The 16,145-nt window shown below is 66.5% G+C and carries 18 protein-coding genes; 7 read left to right on the forward strand and 11 right to left on the reverse strand.

Annotated elements, in window-relative coordinates:
- Window positions 1-88 precede the first annotated feature (88 nt).
- A complete protein-coding gene (locus QMK22_RS12240; RefSeq protein ID WP_283497927.1) occupies window positions 89-766 on the forward strand; it encodes a helix-turn-helix transcriptional regulator in 678 nt (225 codons plus the stop codon).
- Here the strand turns inward: QMK22_RS12240 and QMK22_RS12245 are convergent.
- Genes QMK22_RS12245 through QMK22_RS12255 form a run of 3 tightly spaced genes read right to left on the reverse strand, consistent with a single transcriptional unit; the run spans window position 763 to window position 3,072 of the window.
- Complete coding sequence (locus tag QMK22_RS12245; protein ID WP_283497928.1) at window positions 763-990, reverse strand: putative acetyltransferase; 228 nt, start codon at window positions 988-990, stop codon at window positions 763-765. The genes QMK22_RS12240 and QMK22_RS12245 overlap by 4 nt on opposite strands.
- The gene (locus tag QMK22_RS12250; RefSeq protein WP_283497929.1) at window positions 987-1,685 is read right to left on the reverse strand and encodes a potassium channel family protein; all 699 of its coding nucleotides are present in this window, start codon (window positions 1,683-1,685) and stop codon (window positions 987-989) included. Before QMK22_RS12250 ends, QMK22_RS12245 begins: the two co-directional genes overlap by 4 nt.
- Window positions 1,678-3,072, reverse strand: a complete 1,395-nt coding sequence (locus QMK22_RS12255; protein ID WP_283497930.1) for a TrkH family potassium uptake protein — start codon at window positions 3,070-3,072, stop codon at window positions 1,678-1,680. The genes QMK22_RS12250 and QMK22_RS12255 overlap by 8 nt, the downstream gene beginning before the upstream one ends.
- Window positions 3,073-3,230: 158 nt before the next feature.
- Between QMK22_RS12255 and QMK22_RS12260 the strand changes: the two genes are divergently transcribed.
- Window positions 3,231-3,788, forward strand: a complete 558-nt coding sequence (locus tag QMK22_RS12260; protein WP_283497931.1) for a hypothetical protein — start codon at window positions 3,231-3,233, stop codon at window positions 3,786-3,788.
- A 13-nt stretch (window positions 3,789-3,801) separates the two neighbouring features.
- Here QMK22_RS12260 and QMK22_RS12265 read toward each other — a convergent pair whose 3' ends face one another.
- The 3 genes from QMK22_RS12265 to QMK22_RS12275 all read right to left on the reverse strand — a co-directional run bounded on the left by QMK22_RS12265 (window position 3,802) and on the right by QMK22_RS12275 (window position 7,243).
- Window positions 3,802-4,506 carry a phosphatase PAP2 family protein gene (locus QMK22_RS12265; protein ID WP_283497932.1) on the reverse strand — a complete coding sequence of 235 codons (705 nt, stop codon included), beginning with the start codon at window positions 4,504-4,506 and terminating at the stop codon, window positions 3,802-3,804.
- A 183-nt stretch (window positions 4,507-4,689) separates the two neighbouring features.
- Complete coding sequence (locus tag QMK22_RS12270) at window positions 4,690-5,967, reverse strand: multidrug effflux MFS transporter (RefSeq protein ID WP_283497933.1); 1,278 nt, start codon at window positions 5,965-5,967, stop codon at window positions 4,690-4,692.
- Window positions 5,968-5,989: 22 nt separating this feature from the next.
- The gene (locus tag QMK22_RS12275; protein ID WP_283497995.1) at window positions 5,990-7,243 is read right to left on the reverse strand and encodes an ROK family transcriptional regulator; all 1,254 of its coding nucleotides are present in this window, start codon (window positions 7,241-7,243) and stop codon (window positions 5,990-5,992) included.
- 174 nt (window positions 7,244-7,417) lie between these two features.
- Here QMK22_RS12275 and QMK22_RS12280 point away from each other — a divergent pair, with 174 nt between their 5' ends.
- A complete protein-coding gene (locus QMK22_RS12280) occupies window positions 7,418-8,263 on the forward strand; it encodes an NAD-dependent epimerase/dehydratase family protein (RefSeq protein WP_283497934.1) in 846 nt (281 codons plus the stop codon).
- Window positions 8,264-8,295: 32 nt separating this feature from the next.
- Here QMK22_RS12280 and QMK22_RS12285 read toward each other — a convergent pair whose 3' ends face one another.
- Window positions 8,296-8,922, reverse strand: coding sequence for a substrate-binding domain-containing protein (locus QMK22_RS12285; protein WP_349361036.1), 627 nt, complete (start codon window positions 8,920-8,922; stop codon window positions 8,296-8,298).
- A gap of 68 nt (window positions 8,923-8,990) precedes the next feature.
- Between QMK22_RS12285 and xylA the strand changes: the two genes are divergently transcribed.
- From xylA to QMK22_RS12300, 3 genes are all read left to right on the forward strand, one after another.
- A complete protein-coding gene (gene xylA / locus QMK22_RS12290) occupies window positions 8,991-10,187 on the forward strand; it encodes a xylose isomerase (RefSeq protein WP_283497935.1) in 1,197 nt (398 codons plus the stop codon).
- 158 nt (window positions 10,188-10,345) lie between these two features.
- The gene (locus QMK22_RS12295) at window positions 10,346-11,803 is read left to right on the forward strand and encodes a xylulokinase (protein WP_283497936.1); all 1,458 of its coding nucleotides are present in this window, start codon (window positions 10,346-10,348) and stop codon (window positions 11,801-11,803) included.
- 253 nt (window positions 11,804-12,056) lie between these two features.
- Window positions 12,057-12,932 (forward strand): DsbA family protein, encoded by an 876-nt coding sequence (locus tag QMK22_RS12300; RefSeq protein ID WP_283497937.1) that lies wholly within the window; start codon window positions 12,057-12,059, stop codon window positions 12,930-12,932.
- A 78-nt stretch (window positions 12,933-13,010) separates the two neighbouring features.
- On the opposite strand, the gene crcB is transcribed toward QMK22_RS12300, so the two are convergent.
- The 4 genes from crcB to QMK22_RS12320 all read right to left on the reverse strand — a co-directional run bounded on the left by crcB (window position 13,011) and on the right by QMK22_RS12320 (window position 14,896).
- Window positions 13,011-13,391 (reverse strand): fluoride efflux transporter CrcB, encoded by a 381-nt coding sequence (gene crcB, locus QMK22_RS12305; RefSeq protein WP_283497938.1) that lies wholly within the window; start codon window positions 13,389-13,391, stop codon window positions 13,011-13,013.
- Entirely contained in the window at window positions 13,388-13,840 is a 453-nt protein-coding gene (locus QMK22_RS12310) for a fluoride efflux transporter FluC (protein WP_283497939.1), read from the reverse strand. The genes crcB and QMK22_RS12310 overlap by 4 nt, the downstream gene beginning before the upstream one ends.
- Window positions 13,841-13,977: 137 nt before the next feature.
- Window positions 13,978-14,478, reverse strand: a complete 501-nt coding sequence (locus tag QMK22_RS12315; protein WP_283497940.1) for a universal stress protein — start codon at window positions 14,476-14,478, stop codon at window positions 13,978-13,980.
- A 28-nt stretch (window positions 14,479-14,506) separates the two neighbouring features.
- Window positions 14,507-14,896 (reverse strand): ArsR/SmtB family transcription factor, encoded by a 390-nt coding sequence (locus QMK22_RS12320; protein WP_283497941.1) that lies wholly within the window; start codon window positions 14,894-14,896, stop codon window positions 14,507-14,509.
- Between the two features lie 68 nt (window positions 14,897-14,964).
- On the opposite strand from QMK22_RS12320, the gene arsB reads away from it, so the two are divergent.
- A complete protein-coding gene (gene arsB, locus QMK22_RS12325) occupies window positions 14,965-16,125 on the forward strand; it encodes an ACR3 family arsenite efflux transporter (RefSeq protein ID WP_502857617.1) in 1,161 nt (386 codons plus the stop codon).
- Window positions 16,126-16,145: the final 20 nt, after the last annotated feature.

Below are 16,145 nucleotides of genomic sequence, written 5' to 3' on the forward strand. Positions count from 1 at the left end.
CCCGCACAGCGATCTCCGCCGGGCGGGCCAGATTCCTTTTTGAATAAAAAGCACACGCATACTCCCAAAGCAGGACTACTGTTAAATCGTGGAATCCGAACAACGCAGTCCCGCCTGGCACGCCGCGCTTTCGTCACCGGTCCGGCGCAACGTGCTGGCCTTTCTGGTCGAATCCGGCGAGCCGCAGGACGCGGCAGCCGTCGCCCGCCAGATGGACCTGCACGTCACGACCGCGCGGTTTCATCTGGACCACCTGCTGGGCGCTGGGCTCCTTGAACGCGCACCCGACCGGTCCGGCCAGCGTGGCCGGCCGCGCATCCGCTTCACCGCCGTCTCCGCAGCGGGCGGCGACGCACACGAGCAGCTCAGCCACGCGCTGGCCAGCGTGCTCGCCGAGGACGACGACGGCGGTCGGGCCCGGGCTCTGCGGGCCGGTGAAAAATGGTCGGAGGCCTTCTCCGGCGACCTCGAAGCATCCACCGACGAGGGCGCCACGCCCCTGGTCGAGCTGCTCGACCAGCTCGAATTCGCTCCGGAACTCGACGACGCCGGCCAGTCCATTGCGCTGCGTGCCTGCCCGTTTCGCGAAGCGGCCCGCGCGAACCCCGGCGTGGTCTGCGCCGTGCACCTCGGCCTCATTCAGCGGGTCGCCCGCACGCTGGGCCACGACGACAGCGCGGTCGAGCTGCGCCCGTTCGTGGGCCCGCACCTCTGCGTCGTCGATCTCGGAACCGACTGGTCAACCCCGAACCAGAACCCGAGCTAACTGCGGCGCGCCCGCGGCTCGGGTGCCGGGGGAACTTCTTTCGCTGCGACCACGTCTTTCATGGCGATTGTGACCAGTCCCCGTTTGGTTTCCACCGAAACGGATGCCGCGGTGCGGTCCCGCAGAAACCCCAACGCATCGGTGTACCCGCCCGCACTGCGTGTGCGCACGACAACCCGGGTGCCCAGCGGGGCATCCGCGAGAAAAGCGAAGGGACCGCTCATCGCATCAGGCTGTACTCTTCAACCCGCGCCGATTCCCCCGCGATGAGAATGATGTCGCCGTCTTCGATCACCGTGTTCAGCGAGGTGTAGCTCCAGCCTTTACCGGGGCGGTGATAGGCCGTGACGGTGATACCGAAGCGAGCACGAACCTTGGCCTCGCCGAGCGGTACGCCGATCAGCGAACGCGGCGGGGCCGTCTTGACCAACGCAAAGTTTTCGCCGATCTCGATGTAGTCCTGCATGGCGCCGCGCACCAGGTGGGCCACGCGCTGCCCCATGTCCTTCTCCGGGTAGATGACGTGGTTGACACCCAGCTGGGTGAGAATTTCGCCGTGCGGGTCGCTGACGGCCTTGGCCCAAATGTTGGGAATGCCGAGCTTGAGCAGCAGCGAGGCGGTGAGAATGTTCGCCTGGATGTCGCCGCCGATGGCCACGACCACGCTGGAGAAGTCCGGCACGGAAAGCTCGCGCAGGGTCGCCTCCTTGGTGGAGTCGGCGCGCACCACGTGGGTGAGCAGCCGATTATGCGACTGCACGACCTCCTCGTCACCGTCGATGCCGAGCACCTCGGTGCCGCTTTTCATGAGTTCGAGGGCGAGCGCGCTGCCGAACCGACCGAGCCCGATCACCACGACCGACTCTGCTTCAGCGAGGCGCACCGGGTCGCGATGCCCGAACAGCGAATATTTAGCCAATGATCGGCCTTTCTTTGGGGAGTTCGTAGGTCGTATGGCGTTCCCGCAGGGCGATGGCCGAACCGACGGTGATGGGGCCGAGCCGGCCGACGAACATGAGTAGAACCAAAATAATCTGACCTTCCCAGGGCAGGCCCGCGGTAATCCCGGTCGAGAGCCCCACGGTGGCGAATGCGGAGATGGCCTCGAACAGCAGGGCGTCGAGGGAGAAGTCGGTCAGCAGCATGAGGGCGGCGGTTGCCGAGATAATGACGCCGACAGCGAGCAGAACGATGGTAATGGCCTCCCGGTGCACCGCCCGGGATAGCCGCTTGCCGAAGACGTTCACGGCAACCTGGCCGCGCACCTCGGTCCAGAGAATGAAGAACAATACGGCGAAGGTGGTGATCTTGATGCCACCGGCGGTTCCGGCCGGACCACCACCGATCAACATGAGCACATCCATACCGAGCAGGGTGGCGGAATCGAGCTGTCCGATATCCACACTGTTGAAACCGGCGGTGCGGGTTTGTACCGATTGAAAAAAACCGGCCAGCAGTTTGCCCGGCCAGTCCAGGGCACCCAGCGTATTCATATTCGACCATTCAACGGCGGTGATATATACCGTTCCGAGAATAAGCAAGACGATCGTGCCCGAGACTACGATGCGGCTGTTCATGGTCCAGGTGCGAATCGACCATTTGAACGGGTGCCGCACCTGCGTGCGCAGCTGACGGCGCAGTTGCACGATCACGGGAAAGCCGAGGCCACCGAGAATAATGGCGGCCGCGATCGGCAGGCAGATCCAGGCATCCGTGGCGAAGCCCATGAGGTTGTCGCTGAACAGGGCAAAGCCGGCGTTGTTGAAGCTCGACACCGAGTGGAACACCCCGAGCCAGACGGCCCGGCCCACCGGCTCGCCGTAGCCGATCATGAAGCGCAACGCGAGCAACAGCGCCACCGTCACCTCAATGGCGAGGGAGATTCGCACGACACCGAACACGAGCCCCTTCACGTCTTCCAGCCCGACGCTCTTGGTTTCGGCCGCCGCGGTCATGCGTGAACGCAGCGAGAGCTTGCGTGAAATCGCGAGGCCCACGACCGAAGCGAACGACATGATGCCGAAGCCGCCGATTTGGATGAGCAGCAAAATAACGATCTGGCCGAACGGTGTCCAATACTTCGCCGTGTCAACGACGGTCAGCCCGGTCACACACACCGCACTCGTCGCGGTGAACAGCGCCTCCACAAAGGAGGCCCCGTCGGGTCCGACCCGAGCGTTCGGCAGCATCAGCAGGGCCGTGCCGCCCAGAATGGTCAGGGCAAAGCCGAACACGACCACCTGCGCCGGGTGCAGTCGATGCCGCTTTGCTGTGTTGCCGCGATCGCGGACGCCCCGTGAGTGCACGGAGCCAACTCTACGCCGGGCGCACCGGCAGGGCTGCGTCCGGTCATTCACCGGCAGACCGCCGTACTCGAATCAGACCGATTCGTCTACCCCGACAGTTAGGGCAGAAATGATGCCCGAAATGCGCCATACTCAAATCGGGGGAAGGATTTTTACTGATGGTGCACGAGGGGACCGAGCCGGGAGAACTGCCGGTTTTGCGAACCCGCCGCCAGCTCGTCGCACGCTCTGTTGTGGCGACCCTCTCCCTCACTGTCCCGGTGTTGATCGTGCTGTACTGGCTCGCCATTCCCCGCGGCACCTGGCCGTATGTTGCCGCCGTTCAGCTCGGGCTGACCATCCTGGCCGTGGTGGGCATACTCGGTGCCAAGCGGATGCGCGTGACCGTCACCCCGCACGGGCTGGAATGCCGCAAGCTGTTGGGGCGGGTGCTGCGAATCAGTGCGGCCGATATCAATAGCGTCGTGCTCGTCGAGCTGTATCAAAGCGGAACCGTCGAGACCCTTCCCCACCTGTACCTGCTCGATTCCGCCGGAGGGGTGCTGCTGCGCCTGCGCGGCCAGATCTGGCCGCGCTCCGGCCTGGAGAATCTGATCGACTCGCTCGACGTTTCCGTCGTGCGTCCGCTCGACCCGCTCACCATGGGCGAGCTGGCACGACTCCGGCCGCTGCTGGTGCCCCGATGCGCGCGACGTGTCGCGCGTCTGGGAATCTAGACCAGCCGGGTCGTTAGCGCCCGACTACTTTCTGTCGCCGATGTTCCAGCCGCCGACGGGCCGCGAGCTCTCGTTCACCGTCGAGTTTGGCGGCCAACGGAGCCCACAATACGATGGCGACACCGGCGCCGAGCAGCACCCCGCCGATCGTGTCGGTCAGCCAGTGGGCCCCCAGATAGGTACGACTGAGCAGCATCACGATGGTGTACGCGGCGCCGGCGAGCGCCACCCACAGCCGCGGAACGATGATGGCAAGACAGACAGCCATGGTGGCCGCGTTGGCGACGTGCCCAGAAGGGAACGACCCGTAATCCGAGGTGACCAGCATGTCTTCGGGCCGGGCTCGGCCGAACACCTGTTTCAAGACCTGCACACCGCCGGCGCTCAGAGCGGTCGCCGCCAGGTAGTACCCGGCGGCCCACGGTCGTTTGCTCAGCAGGATGACCAGCACGATGACCAGCGGCACCACGATCACGCCGAAGACACCGCCGCCGAGGGAATTCATGAACAGCGACGGAATCTCCCAGACCGGAGACCGGTGCTCGATGATCTCGTCCATCCACTCGGTGTCCAGCTCGAGCGCGAGGCCGTTCGCCCGCACCACCACGACGAGGCCGAGCAGGGCGGCCAGCGCCACGGCGGAGAGCCCGCTGATGACCGGCCAGCGGCGCGACACACGGCGAGCGGCGGGGTCTGCGGCACGTTCCGGGTTAGTCATCCCGCCATCGTAGGCGTTCCGGGCCCGGGCCCGGAAACTGGGCCCATGATCTATCGCGGGCCCAGTTGCACAAGGTGGGCCCGGTCACAAGGTAGTCCCGGTCACGCAGTGGGCCCGGTCACGCAGTGGGCCCGGTCACGCAGTGGGCCCGGTCACGGAGAGGGGCCGGTCGCCGGGGGCTGGTTAGCGGCCGAGGGCGGGCACGCTGCGCGGGCGCACGATCAGCCAGAGCGAAAGAATCGAGATCGTCGCGGTGACACCCATAACGGATGCCATCGGTATCGCCGTTCCCACGCCGAGCACTCCCACAATCGGCGAGATCAAACCCGCCACACCGAAGTTAGCCGCGCCGAGCAGCGACGCCGCCGTTCCCGCCTCGTGACCGTGGGCGTTGAGCGCGATGACCTGCACACTGGGCAGGCTGAAGCCGCAGGCAGCGATAAAGAACCAGAGCGGAATCAGCGTGCCCCACAGCCCCATACCGGCAGCGTCAAGCACCACGATCGTGCCGGCGGTCAGCAGGAGGACAACAGTAGAAACGGACAGTATCCACTGCGGCCCAATGTTGAATCGGTGCATGAGGCGCGAGCTCAGCTGCACACCGGTGACCACGCCGAGAGAGTTGATGGCAAACAGCAGGCCGTACTCCTGCGGACTGAACTTATAGACGTCCTGAAACAAAAACGGCGACGCCGACAGGTACGAGAACAATCCGGTGAACGTCATCGCCCCGATGATCGCGACGCCCACGAACGTGCGGTCGCTCAGTACCGCCTTATAGCGCTGCGCCAGGGTATTGTGGCCCTTCGCGTGGCGTTCGCTCTCGGGCAGCGTCTCCACGATCCAGAACGCGACCGCCAGAATGACGACAACGCCGTAGGCGGCGAGCACCCAGAAGATGCCGCGCCAGTTCATGACGAGCAACAGTTGCGAGCCGATCACCGGCGCCAGCACCGGTGCCAGGCCGCTCACCAGGGCGAGGCGGGAGAGCATCCGCACGAGCGGCTTGCCGCCGAACAGGTCACGCACCATGGCCATGGCCACGACCGCGCCGGCCGCAGCCCCGAAGCCCTGCAGCACGCGGAACACCGCGAGCATCACGATGTCGTTCGACAGGGCGGCGCCCACGCAGGCCAGAATGTGCACACCGGTCGCGAGCATCAGAGGCAGTCGGCGCCCCACCTTGTCACTCCAGGGCCCCACGACCAGTTGCCCGAATCCGAACCCGATCATGGTTCCGGTGAGAGTGAGCTGAATGACCGACGGCAACACACCGAACTCGCTCTCCAGCGTGGGGAAGGCCGGGAGGTAGAGGTCAATGGTGAACGGCCCGAGGGCGGTGAGCGCACCGAGAATAAGAATGTAGACGATGCGCTGGCGACGACTCAGCTGGTCCCCGGGGTGCGCGGCGGTCGAAGCGAGTTGCGCGGCGCTAATCACGGGAATGCTGGCAGTAATCACGAAAGCGGATGTCCTTGGTTGGCTAGTCGGGCAGGTGCGGGTCGTGCAAATTGGTCGCGGCGACCAACTCGGCCGCTCTAACCCCAAGCACGGGCTGCGCGGCAATATTCCCCACGATTTCCTGCGGATCGAGTAACAGGGCTTCAAAGGCCAGCTCGGCGGCGCCAACGGTGAGCAGATTCGACCCCAGCAGCGCTGGGGCGATTTGCACCTCGTCGAACGCGGCCCCGAGGGTGCGCGCGGCCACGGCGCGGCTGAGGCGGTCGGGATCGGCAGCGTGCAGGGCGGCGAGAAAGCCACCGAGCACGATCAGTTGCGGGTTGAGCACGTTCACGGCACTGGCCAAAGCGACCGCAAGAAAGTCGAGCTGACGGGCGACCTCGGCGTGCACGATGGGCGAATCGGAGGCGAGGAGCGCGCGTTCGAGGGCATCGGCATCCGTTTCGCTGCCGCGCAGGCCGAGCACCTCGAGCAGCGCATCCCTGGTCACCTCGGCTTCGAGGGTGCCGGCAATGCCGGCGGAGTCGGTGCGACTGCTGGAACTCACCCGGGTGTGCCCGAATTCGCCCGCATAGCCGGCCCGGCCGCCGGCGACGACGCCCCCTACGATCAGTCCGCCGCCGATGCCGCTCGACCCGCCGTTGAGGTAGATCAGGTCGGTCATGCCTTGCCCGGCGCCGAAGTAGCGTTCCGCGCTGGCGCCGAGGCTCGCGTCGTTGGCGACGACGACGGGCAGCCCGGTCGCGGCGGCCAGCAGGTCGCAGAACGGCTCATCCACCCAGCCGAGGTGCGGGGCGTGGCGCACGAGACCGTCGGACGCCCGCACCAATCCGGGCATGGCCACACCTATTCCGACTATGGAATATTCGCTCATCTCCCGGCGCAGGTCGGCAACGATGCTCGCGGTGAGCTGCACCGCCTCGGTCGCGGTCGGCGAGGTGGCCGTCGCACGACGGATGGTGCGGTACACCTCGCCGCTGAGGGCGACGACTCCCACGGTAATCGCGTCGATCTCGGGGTTCACCGCTATGGCAACGACTTGGCCGCTCGCCGCAACGATCGGGCTGGGTCGCCCGGCCAGCTTGGTCGGGTCGGGGGTACGCTCCTCGACCAGTCCGTGTTCGGCGAGTTCGGCGACCAGGGCACCGATCGTCGATCGGTTCAGGCCGGTCAGGCGGGTGAGCTGGGCGCGCGAGGTGGCGCCGCCGCGGTGTACGAGGCGCAAAATGATCGACAGGTTGTGCCGGCGCACGTCGTCGTGATTATTGCCCTGCATGGCGTTCACTGCTCTCGACTCTCGACTCGTTTTTTCGATCAGACTTCAGGTTACTGCCCGGACGGGCTCCGGCGAGTGATACGTTGCCAATGTCAACAAATCATGGACGGCGCGGGCCGGAGCAGCGAGGCGTGACGGGCAGCATCCGCTTAGAAAATTGACGAAGGAGTACTTATGAGAATCGCCGTCACCGGTGGCAGTGGCAAGCTCGGGCGCAGCGTTGTCGCGCGCCTGACCCGCGAGGGCCACACAGTCACCAACCTCGACCGGTCTGGAGCTCGCGGTTCCGGATTCACCAAGATCGACCTGACCGACTACGGCCAGGTTCTTGACGTGATGTTCGGCATCGACGACCGTACCGATGGCTTCGACGCTCTCGTGCACCTCGGCGCCATTCCGGCCCCGGGAATCGCGCCGGACGTGACTACCTTTCACAGCAATATGCTCGCGACCTACAACGTGTTCCAGGCTGCCCGGCGAGCGGGCATCAAGACGATTGTCTATGCCTCGAGCGAGACGACCCTGGGCCTGCCGTTCGACATAGACCCGCCGTACATTCCCGTTGACGAGGAGTATCCGGCCCGCCCGGAGAGCACGTATTCGCTGGTCAAGCACCTCGAAGAGCAAATGGCCATCCAGCTCGTGCGCTGGGATCCGCTGCTCAGCATCACCGCACTGCGCTTTTCCAACGTGATGGATCCCGACGACTACGCGGCCTTCCCCGATTACGACGCCGACGCCACCCTGCGCAAGTGGAACCTCTGGGGCTACATCGACGGCCGCGACGGCGCCCAGGCCGTGCTGCGGGCGCTCGAGAAGGCCCAGCCGGGCTTCGAGGCCTTCATCATCGCGGCGGCCGACACCGTGATGACGCGCTCCTCGGCGACCCTTGCCGCCGAGGTCTTTCCGAACGTTTCGGTCACCAAGCACGTTGGACAGCACGAGACGCTCCTGTCAATCGACAAGGCGAAGCGGATGCTCGGCTTCGCCCCCGAGCACAGCTGGCGCGACCACGTGTAGCCGGTCGATCGCGCGCCCCGGTCGGGACGCGCTCAGGGCTTCGCTCGGTCCATCGCAGCGGGCGGAGCCGTTGATTCCCGCACGATCAGCTTCGTCTCGAACTCGATATGGTTGGCGTCGATTCGCTCGCCGCGGGACAATCTCAGCACGGAGCGCAGCGCCGACGCTCCCATGTCGAATAAAGGCTGGGCCACCGATGTGAGACGCGGCACCGCCAACGCGCCGTTGCTGGTGCCGTCGAATCCCACGACGCTGAGGTCCTGGGGAACCCGCAGCCCGCGACGATGCGCCTCGGCGAGCACCCCCAGAGCGATGCTGTCGCTCGCCGCGAAAATCGCCGTCGGGGCGACTCCGTCGTCGAGCGTGCGGTGGCTGCAGGCGAGGCTGTCTTCCCAGTTGGCCTCGTCGATAACGCTGCGCCGAATCGCTGAGATTGACGGGGCGCCGATTCCGACAGCGGCCGCGGTCGCCTTCAATTCGTCCAGGCGTGCGGTGGAGAGGTCTCCCGGGCGAATCCAGGAATCGAATAGGTCAGCGTTGTCAAAGCCGGCGTCCTTGACCTCGGTGAATACTTCGCCCAGACGCCCGCGTCGGCTGTCTGGGCGGTGCGGCCTTGGGAATCCGTTCCGGGGAACTGCAGCACCAAATTGACGCGACAATCGCCGCTCTTTGATATATGTTTGAGGAATCAACAAATCATCGATGCAGCTGAATTGGAAGAAGTGACATGACCGAGAGCCTGACCCCCACCCGCGACGACAAATTCTCCTTCGGACTCTGGACCGTCGGCTACAACGGCAGCGACCCGTTCGGCGGCCCGACGAGGCCCCCGCTCGACGTCGTCGACGCCGTCACCAACCTGGCCGAGCTCGGCGCCTACGGCCTCACCTTTCACGATGACGACCTGTTCGATTTCGGTTCGACGGATGCCGTCCGCCAGTCACAGATCGACCGCCTCAAGCAGGCGCTCACCGACACCGGCCTCGTCGTGCCGATGGTCACCACCAACCTGTTCAGCGCCCCCGTCTTCAAAGACGGCGGCTTCACCTCGAACGACCGCGCCGTGCGCCGGTTCGCCCTGCGCAAGGTGCTGCGCAACATCGACCTCGCCGCCGAGCTCGGCGCCCAGACGTTCGTCATGTGGGGCGGCCGCGAGGGCGCCGAGTATGACTCAGCCAAGGACATCCGTTCGGCGCTCGAACGCTACCGCGAGGCCGTGAACCTGCTCGGCGACTACGTGACCGACAAGGGTTACGATATCCGCTTCGCCATCGAGCCCAAGCCCAACGAACCGCGCGGTGATATTCTGCTGCCGACCGTCGGACACGCGATGGCCTTCATCGAAACCCTCGAGCGGCCCGAACTGGTCGGCGTGAACCCCGAGGTCGGGCACGAGCAGATGGCTGGGCTCAACTTCGCCGCCGGCATCGCGCAGGCGCTGTACCAGGGCAAACTGTTTCACATCGACCTCAACGGTCAGCGCGGCATCAAGTACGACCAGGATCTGGTCTTCGGCCATGGCGACCTGCAGAACGCGTTCGCACTGGTCGACCTGCTGGAAAACGGCGGCCCGAACGGTGGGCAGACCTACAGCGGACCGCGACACTTCGACTACAAGCCGTCACGCACGGAAGACGTCGCCGGGGTGTGGACCTCGGCCGCCGCCAACATGCGCACCTATCTCCTGCTCAAGCAGCGGGCCGCCGCGTTCCGCGCCGACCCCGAGGTGCAGGCCGCCCTCGCCGCGTCGAAGGTACCCGAACTGTCCACCAACACCCTCGCCGCCGGTGAAAGCTACGACGATCTGCTCGCCGACCGGGGTTCCTACGAGGATTTCGACACCGAGGCGTACTTCGGTGGCAAGGGCTTCGGCTTCGTGCACCTGCAGCAGCTCGCCCTGGAGCACCTGCTCGGCGCCCGCTAGCCCCTGCCCCTGCCCCTGCCACTGCCCCTGCCACCACCGCGCATAACTCCTGCAAATCATCAGCTGGCCGCATCGACTTCCGCGTAATTGCGGCAAAGCGACTCGGCAACGCCGCAAATTGCAGGAGTTATGCCACCCAAACTACGAACGGACATGTCATGACGCTGGTTGCCGGGGTCGATTCGTCGACACAGAGTTGCAAGGTCGTCATTCGTGACGCCGACACCGGAGCGCTCGTGCGTTCGGGCCGGGCCAGCCACCCCGACGGCACCGAGGTCGACCCCGCCGCCTGGTGGGACGCCCTGCAGCAGGCGGTTGCTGATGCCGGCGGCCTCGACGACGTCGCCGCCATCTCGATCGCGGCCCAGCAGCACGGCATGGTGGTGCTTGATCTCGACGGCGGGATCATTCGACCGGCACTGCTCTGGAACGACACCCGAAGCGCCCCGGCCGCCCACGACCTGCTCGCCGAGGTGGGCGCCGAGGACTACGCCGCCCGCACCGGTGTCGTTCCGGTCGCGTCCTTCACCGCCAGCAAACTCCGTTGGCTGCGGGACGCCGAGCCGGCCAACGCGGCCCGGGTCGCGGCCGTCGCGCTGCCGCACGACTGGCTCAGCTGGCGCCTGCGCGGCTTCGGCCCAGCCGACACCTCCGCCGATGGCCCGGCCGACACCAATCCCCTCGGCCCCGTGCTCACCGCACTCACCACCGACCCTTCCGACGCGAGCGGCACAGCGTACTGGTCGCCGAGCACTGGAGAGTACGACCTGGACCTGTTTGAACTCGCCCTCGGCCACGGCGCCATACTCCCCCGCGTGCTCGGCGCCGACGAACAGGCCGGCGTCGCATCGCAACGCGGTGGCACCGACGCCGTCTGGCTCCCGGCCGGGATCGTGGTCGCCGCCGGTGCCGGCGACAACGCTGGCGCCGCCCTCGGCCTCGGCGCGAGTGCCGGCGACGTCATCGTCTCGATCGGCACGAGCGGCACCGTTTTCGCCGTCACCAATCAACCCACAACGGATACCTCCGGCTCGGTCGCCGGCTTCGCGTCGGCTTCCGCAGACTTTCTGCCCCTGGTCGCGACCCTCAACGCCGCCCGGGTGCTCGACTCGATCGCGGCTCTACTCGGTGTCGACTACGACGAGTTGGGCCGACTCGCCCTCGAAGCCCAGCCCGGAGCACAAGGCCTCGTGCTGCAGCCGTACTTCGCCGGCGAGCGCACGCCGAACCTGCCGGAGGCGACGGCATCCGTTTTCGGGATGACCCTCGCGTCGACGACCCGACCGAACCTCGCGCGCGCCGCGATCGAGGGAATGCTGTGCGGGCTGGCCGACGGCCTCGACGCGGTGCAGTCGTTGCACGTGAGCGTCACCCGCATTCTGCTGATCGGTGGAGCCGCGCAGAACCCGGCCGTGCGCGCGATCGCCGCCCAAGTGTTCGCGGCGCCGATCGTGGTGCCGACGCCGGGGGAATATGTCGCCGATGGCGGAGCAGTGCAGGCGGCCTGGGCTCTCACCGGAACCCGCCCGACCTGGGCCGCGGCCATTGCAGCCGAGCCGAACCCGGACTTTCAGCCGGTCATTCGCACCCAGTACGCGGCGCACGCGACCGCCTAAACCGCTGCGCCGCGGCCATCCGCATCGCTTCGGCAGCGCGCCCCCGGGCGCCGCGAACCGATGATCCGGCGGAGAATCCAGCGCTGGCCGAGCATCCGTTTGCCCCACCGGCGGGGCACCGCGGATGCGTCCGCCCGGGCGATTTCCCAGCCGCCTGTCAGCCAGCATGAACCAGACGGTTAGGCGCGACCGCTAACGTCGTAGGCAACGGCTGCTTTCGCGGCACAGCGACGAATGAATGGTGAACTCCCGCATGAGCACTTCCGGTCAGGCCCGTCCGCCCAAAAAAGACCGCCGTGAGGAGGCCCGCGAGCATGCCCGGCTGATGCGCGCCGAGCAGGTCAAGCGGGACAAACGCAACCGATTCTTTCTGCGTGGCGGTGTCGGTGTCGCCCTGCTGGCCGTCGTCGCCATCGTCGCCCTCATCATCGTAAACAACGTGAATGCTCCGGCGGCGCCGGGTCCGGCCAATATGGCCAGTGACGGCATCCTGCTCGGCAGCGACGGCACCACGGTCTCTGCCGCCACGGCGGCGGCCCAGGCAGCGGATGCCGATCCCATCGCGACCGACCAGAGTACCTTGACCGACACGGCCAACATCGTGATGTACCTCGACTACCTCTGCCCGATCTGTGGCAACTTTGAAGCCACCAACGGCGAGCAGATCACCAGCTGGGTCACCGCCGGGAACGCCACGCTCGAGATGCACCCGATTTCGATTCTCGACCAGTTGTCCTCGGGCACCAAGTACGCCACTCGCGCCGCGAACGCGGCGGCCTGCGTGGCCACCTACGAACCCAATAAATTTCTCGACTTCAACACGGCCATGTTCGCCAACCAGCCCGCCGAGAACTCGAGCGGCCTCACGAATGACGAGCTGGCCAGCCTGGTCGCCGGCGCCGGGGTCACCTCCTCCGATGTCGCCAGTTGCATCGCCGACGAGACCTACTCGGGCTGGGTCGATGCGTCGACGAAACGCGCACTCTCGGGGCCCATCCCCAACTCTGACATCGACCTCGTCAAGGGCACCCCGACCGTGCTGGTGAACGGCGTGAGCTACACCGGATCCTTCACCGACGCCGCCGCCTTCGAAGCCTTCGTAACCGCGCAGATTACCGCCGGCAACTAGCGAGTTTCCGGGCCCGGGCCCGGAAAGCGGGCCCAGGATAGATCATGGGCCCGCTTGCATAACATGGGCCCGGCGACTTCAGCCGAGCGCGAGCCCGACCCACAGACCCAGCGCGGCGGCGGCCACGGCGGCCACGAGCATGCCGACTGAATTGGCCAGCGCAGCCAGGTAGCGATGCGCCTGCGCTAGCCGCACGGTCTCGATGCTCGCCGTACTGAAGGTCGTATAACCTCCGAGCAGCCCGACGCCGAGCACGAGGCTCCATTCCGACGCGAGCAGATGGTTCATGGCAAGTCCAGTGACCAGGCCGAGCAGAAGCGAGCCGGTCACGTTGATGAGCGTGGTTCCGAACGGGAAGGCGCCGCCGAGGCGGGAGCCCACGAGGCCGTCGAGATACAGGCGCGCCACCGCGCCCACCCCGCCGGCTGCGGCGACGGCGATAAACAGGAGCGGGGTCATCCGTTCTCCCCCGCGGCGGATGCCCGGCCACCGTGCGTGCGTCGGTGCAGCGCCGCGCCAATCACGATGCCGAGCCAGGTGGCGAGGCCTCCGAGCACTACCGTGCCGAGCGCATAGCTCACGGCGACGCCAATATCGCCGCCACGGAGCAGCAGCGCGCTATCCGTGGCTAGGGAACTGTAGGTGGTGAACCCGCCGAGCAGGCCAGAGCCAACCAGCAGGCGCAGCGTGCGACGACCGCCGGCGTCCAGCCCGCGGCGTACGAGGGCCTCGAGCAGCAGACCCAGCAATAGTGCTCCGAGCAGGTTGATCCCGAGGGTAGTCAGCGGCACGCGAGCGCCCGCGGCGAGATCCACCGGCGGCAGCACGAGGGTGAGCGCTTCACGCAGGGCCGTGCCCACGGTTCCGCCGACAAAGACGAGGCCCAGGTAGCGCCATCTCAGGTGCACGGCACGCGGCGTAATCGTATCGATGGTTCACCTACCTGGTCGGTCGCTGGTTCCGTCGCGATCCGTGGGAGCCATCAGCGCGAGCAGTGTGAGCGGATGCTCCGGCGGGGTCCGACGCCGTGGCCAGAATACACGCCCTAGTCGCCCGACTCCCACGGCAACTCATCACGGAAGGCGACCGGTGCCAGCGGAATGACCAAAACCGGCCGGTGCTGGCGGTGCGCGAGGTGCACGGCGACGGAGCCGCCGAAAAACTCCTGCAGGCTGGCCCGCATCCCCCGCTCGCGGGTGCCGACCACGATCAAAGCAGCATTGAGGGAGTCGGCCAGGTGCGCGAGAGCCCGTGCCGGGTCACCGGCTACAGCCCGGGTCGACCACACCAGATCGCGGCCATCGAGCAGGGTCGCGAGGTGGGTTCTCAGCGCGATCGGAAAACCCTCCTCGTCGAGGTCGAGCAGGTCGGGATCGACCGGCAGCGACATGATGCTGCCATCCGCGTACTCATCAACGAGGTATCGGCCGGCGTCCACCGTGGCACAGACCAGTTCGGCATGAAACTGAGCCGCCACAACAGCCGCTTCCAGCACGACAGCGTCGGGTTGCCCCGGCGTCACCCCGACGATCACGACGGTGCTCACGGCTGGCTCCCTTTCTGCGCATGACGGGTTAGATAGCGACGAGCACTCCGGCGACGGAATCCAGCGAGCCGGGAACGAGGCTGTAGTACGACCAGGTTCCGCGTTTGGCGCGCAGCAGAAAACCCGCCTCCACGAGCACCTTGAGGTGGTGCGAAATCGTCGGCTGGCTGAGCGTGAGCTGGTCGGTCAGATCGCAGACGCAGGCTTCCTGATCGGCGTGCGCGGAGACGATGGAGAGGATACGCAGCCGAGCCGGGTCGGCGAGGGCCTTGATGGAGCGGGCCAAGGCATCGGCGTGTTCGGGGGCGATGGCCGCCCGGGCCATCGAGGAGGAGCAGGCGACGGCATCCGCTTGATCGGTGCCGGCGGGAGCGCCCGGCGAAATATCAGCCAGAGGCAATGCTCGAGTAAACGTCATCTGAACACTGTCTCCTTAGATTGACATTGGTCGATGCAGTGTTCTAGCGTAGGCATCGACAACGATCAATGTTACCGCGCTTTGCGGTACCGCACGCTGTCAGAAATTTCTGGAGATTCGTGAACAGTACTGCGACTTCCCCCACTCGGCTCGGCGCGATCGACCGGCTGTTGCCCGTCTGGATCCTCGCCGCCATGGGCCTGGGCCTGCTGCTGGCCGTGTACGTGCCGGCTGTCGGCGAGCTGCTGCACGCCTTCACGATCGGCTCGGTCAGCGTGCCGATCGCCATCGGCCTGCTCGTCATGATGTATCCGGTGCTCGCCAAGGTACGCTACACGGATGCCCGTGCCGTAGCCGGTGATAAGCGCCTGCTGATCTCGTCTTTGCTGCTGAACTGGCTCGTCGGCCCGGCCCTCATGTTTGCCCTGGCCTGGATCTTTCTGCCCGACCTGCCGGAGTACCGCACCGGCCTCATCATCGTGGGACTGGCCCGGTGCATCGCCATGGTGCTGATCTGGAACGACCTGGCCTGTGGCGACCGGGAAGCGGCCGCCTTTCTCGTGGCGGTCAACTCGGTGTTCCAGGTGGTGGCTTTCGGCGCGCTCGGCTGGTTCTACCTGCAGGTGCTGCCGGCCTGGCTCGGCCTGTCAACGACGAGCGCGTCGTTCTCGATCTGGGCGATCACCGCGAGCGTGCTGGTGTTCCTGGGCATACCGCTGCTGGCCGGGTACCTGTCGCGGCGCATCGGCGAGGCGAGGCGCGGCCGCGACTGGTACGAGGCACGTTTTCTGCCGCGGGTCGGTCCGTTCGCGCTCTGGGGACTGCTGTTCACGATCGTCATGCTGTTCGCCCTGCAGGGCCAGCAAGTCATCGATCACCCCATCGACGTCGCCCGCATTGCGCTGCCCCTGCTGGTCTACTTCGCGGTCATGTTCGGCGTCGGGTTTGTCACCGGACGCCTGTTGCGCATGACCTACGAGCGCACCACAACCCTCGCTTTCACGGCTGCCGGCAACAATTTCGAGCTCGCGATCGCCGTGGCAATCGGCACGTTCGGGGCGCTCAGCGGCCAGGCTCTGGCCGGCATCGTCGGCCCGCTGATCGAGGTTCCGGCCCTCGTCGCCCTGGTCTACGTTGCGCTCTGGCTCAAGCCCCGGCTGTTCGCCGAGCGGATGCCGGCGGCCGACGCGGCGACGCCGGCCGCGGCATCCGCGCGCACCCTCGCCTAGAGCGCGCTCCCTCCGTTACC

This window comes from Cryobacterium sp. PH29-G1 (assembly GCF_030063365.1).
Lineage (GTDB): Bacteria > Actinomycetota > Actinomycetes > Actinomycetales > Microbacteriaceae > Cryobacterium.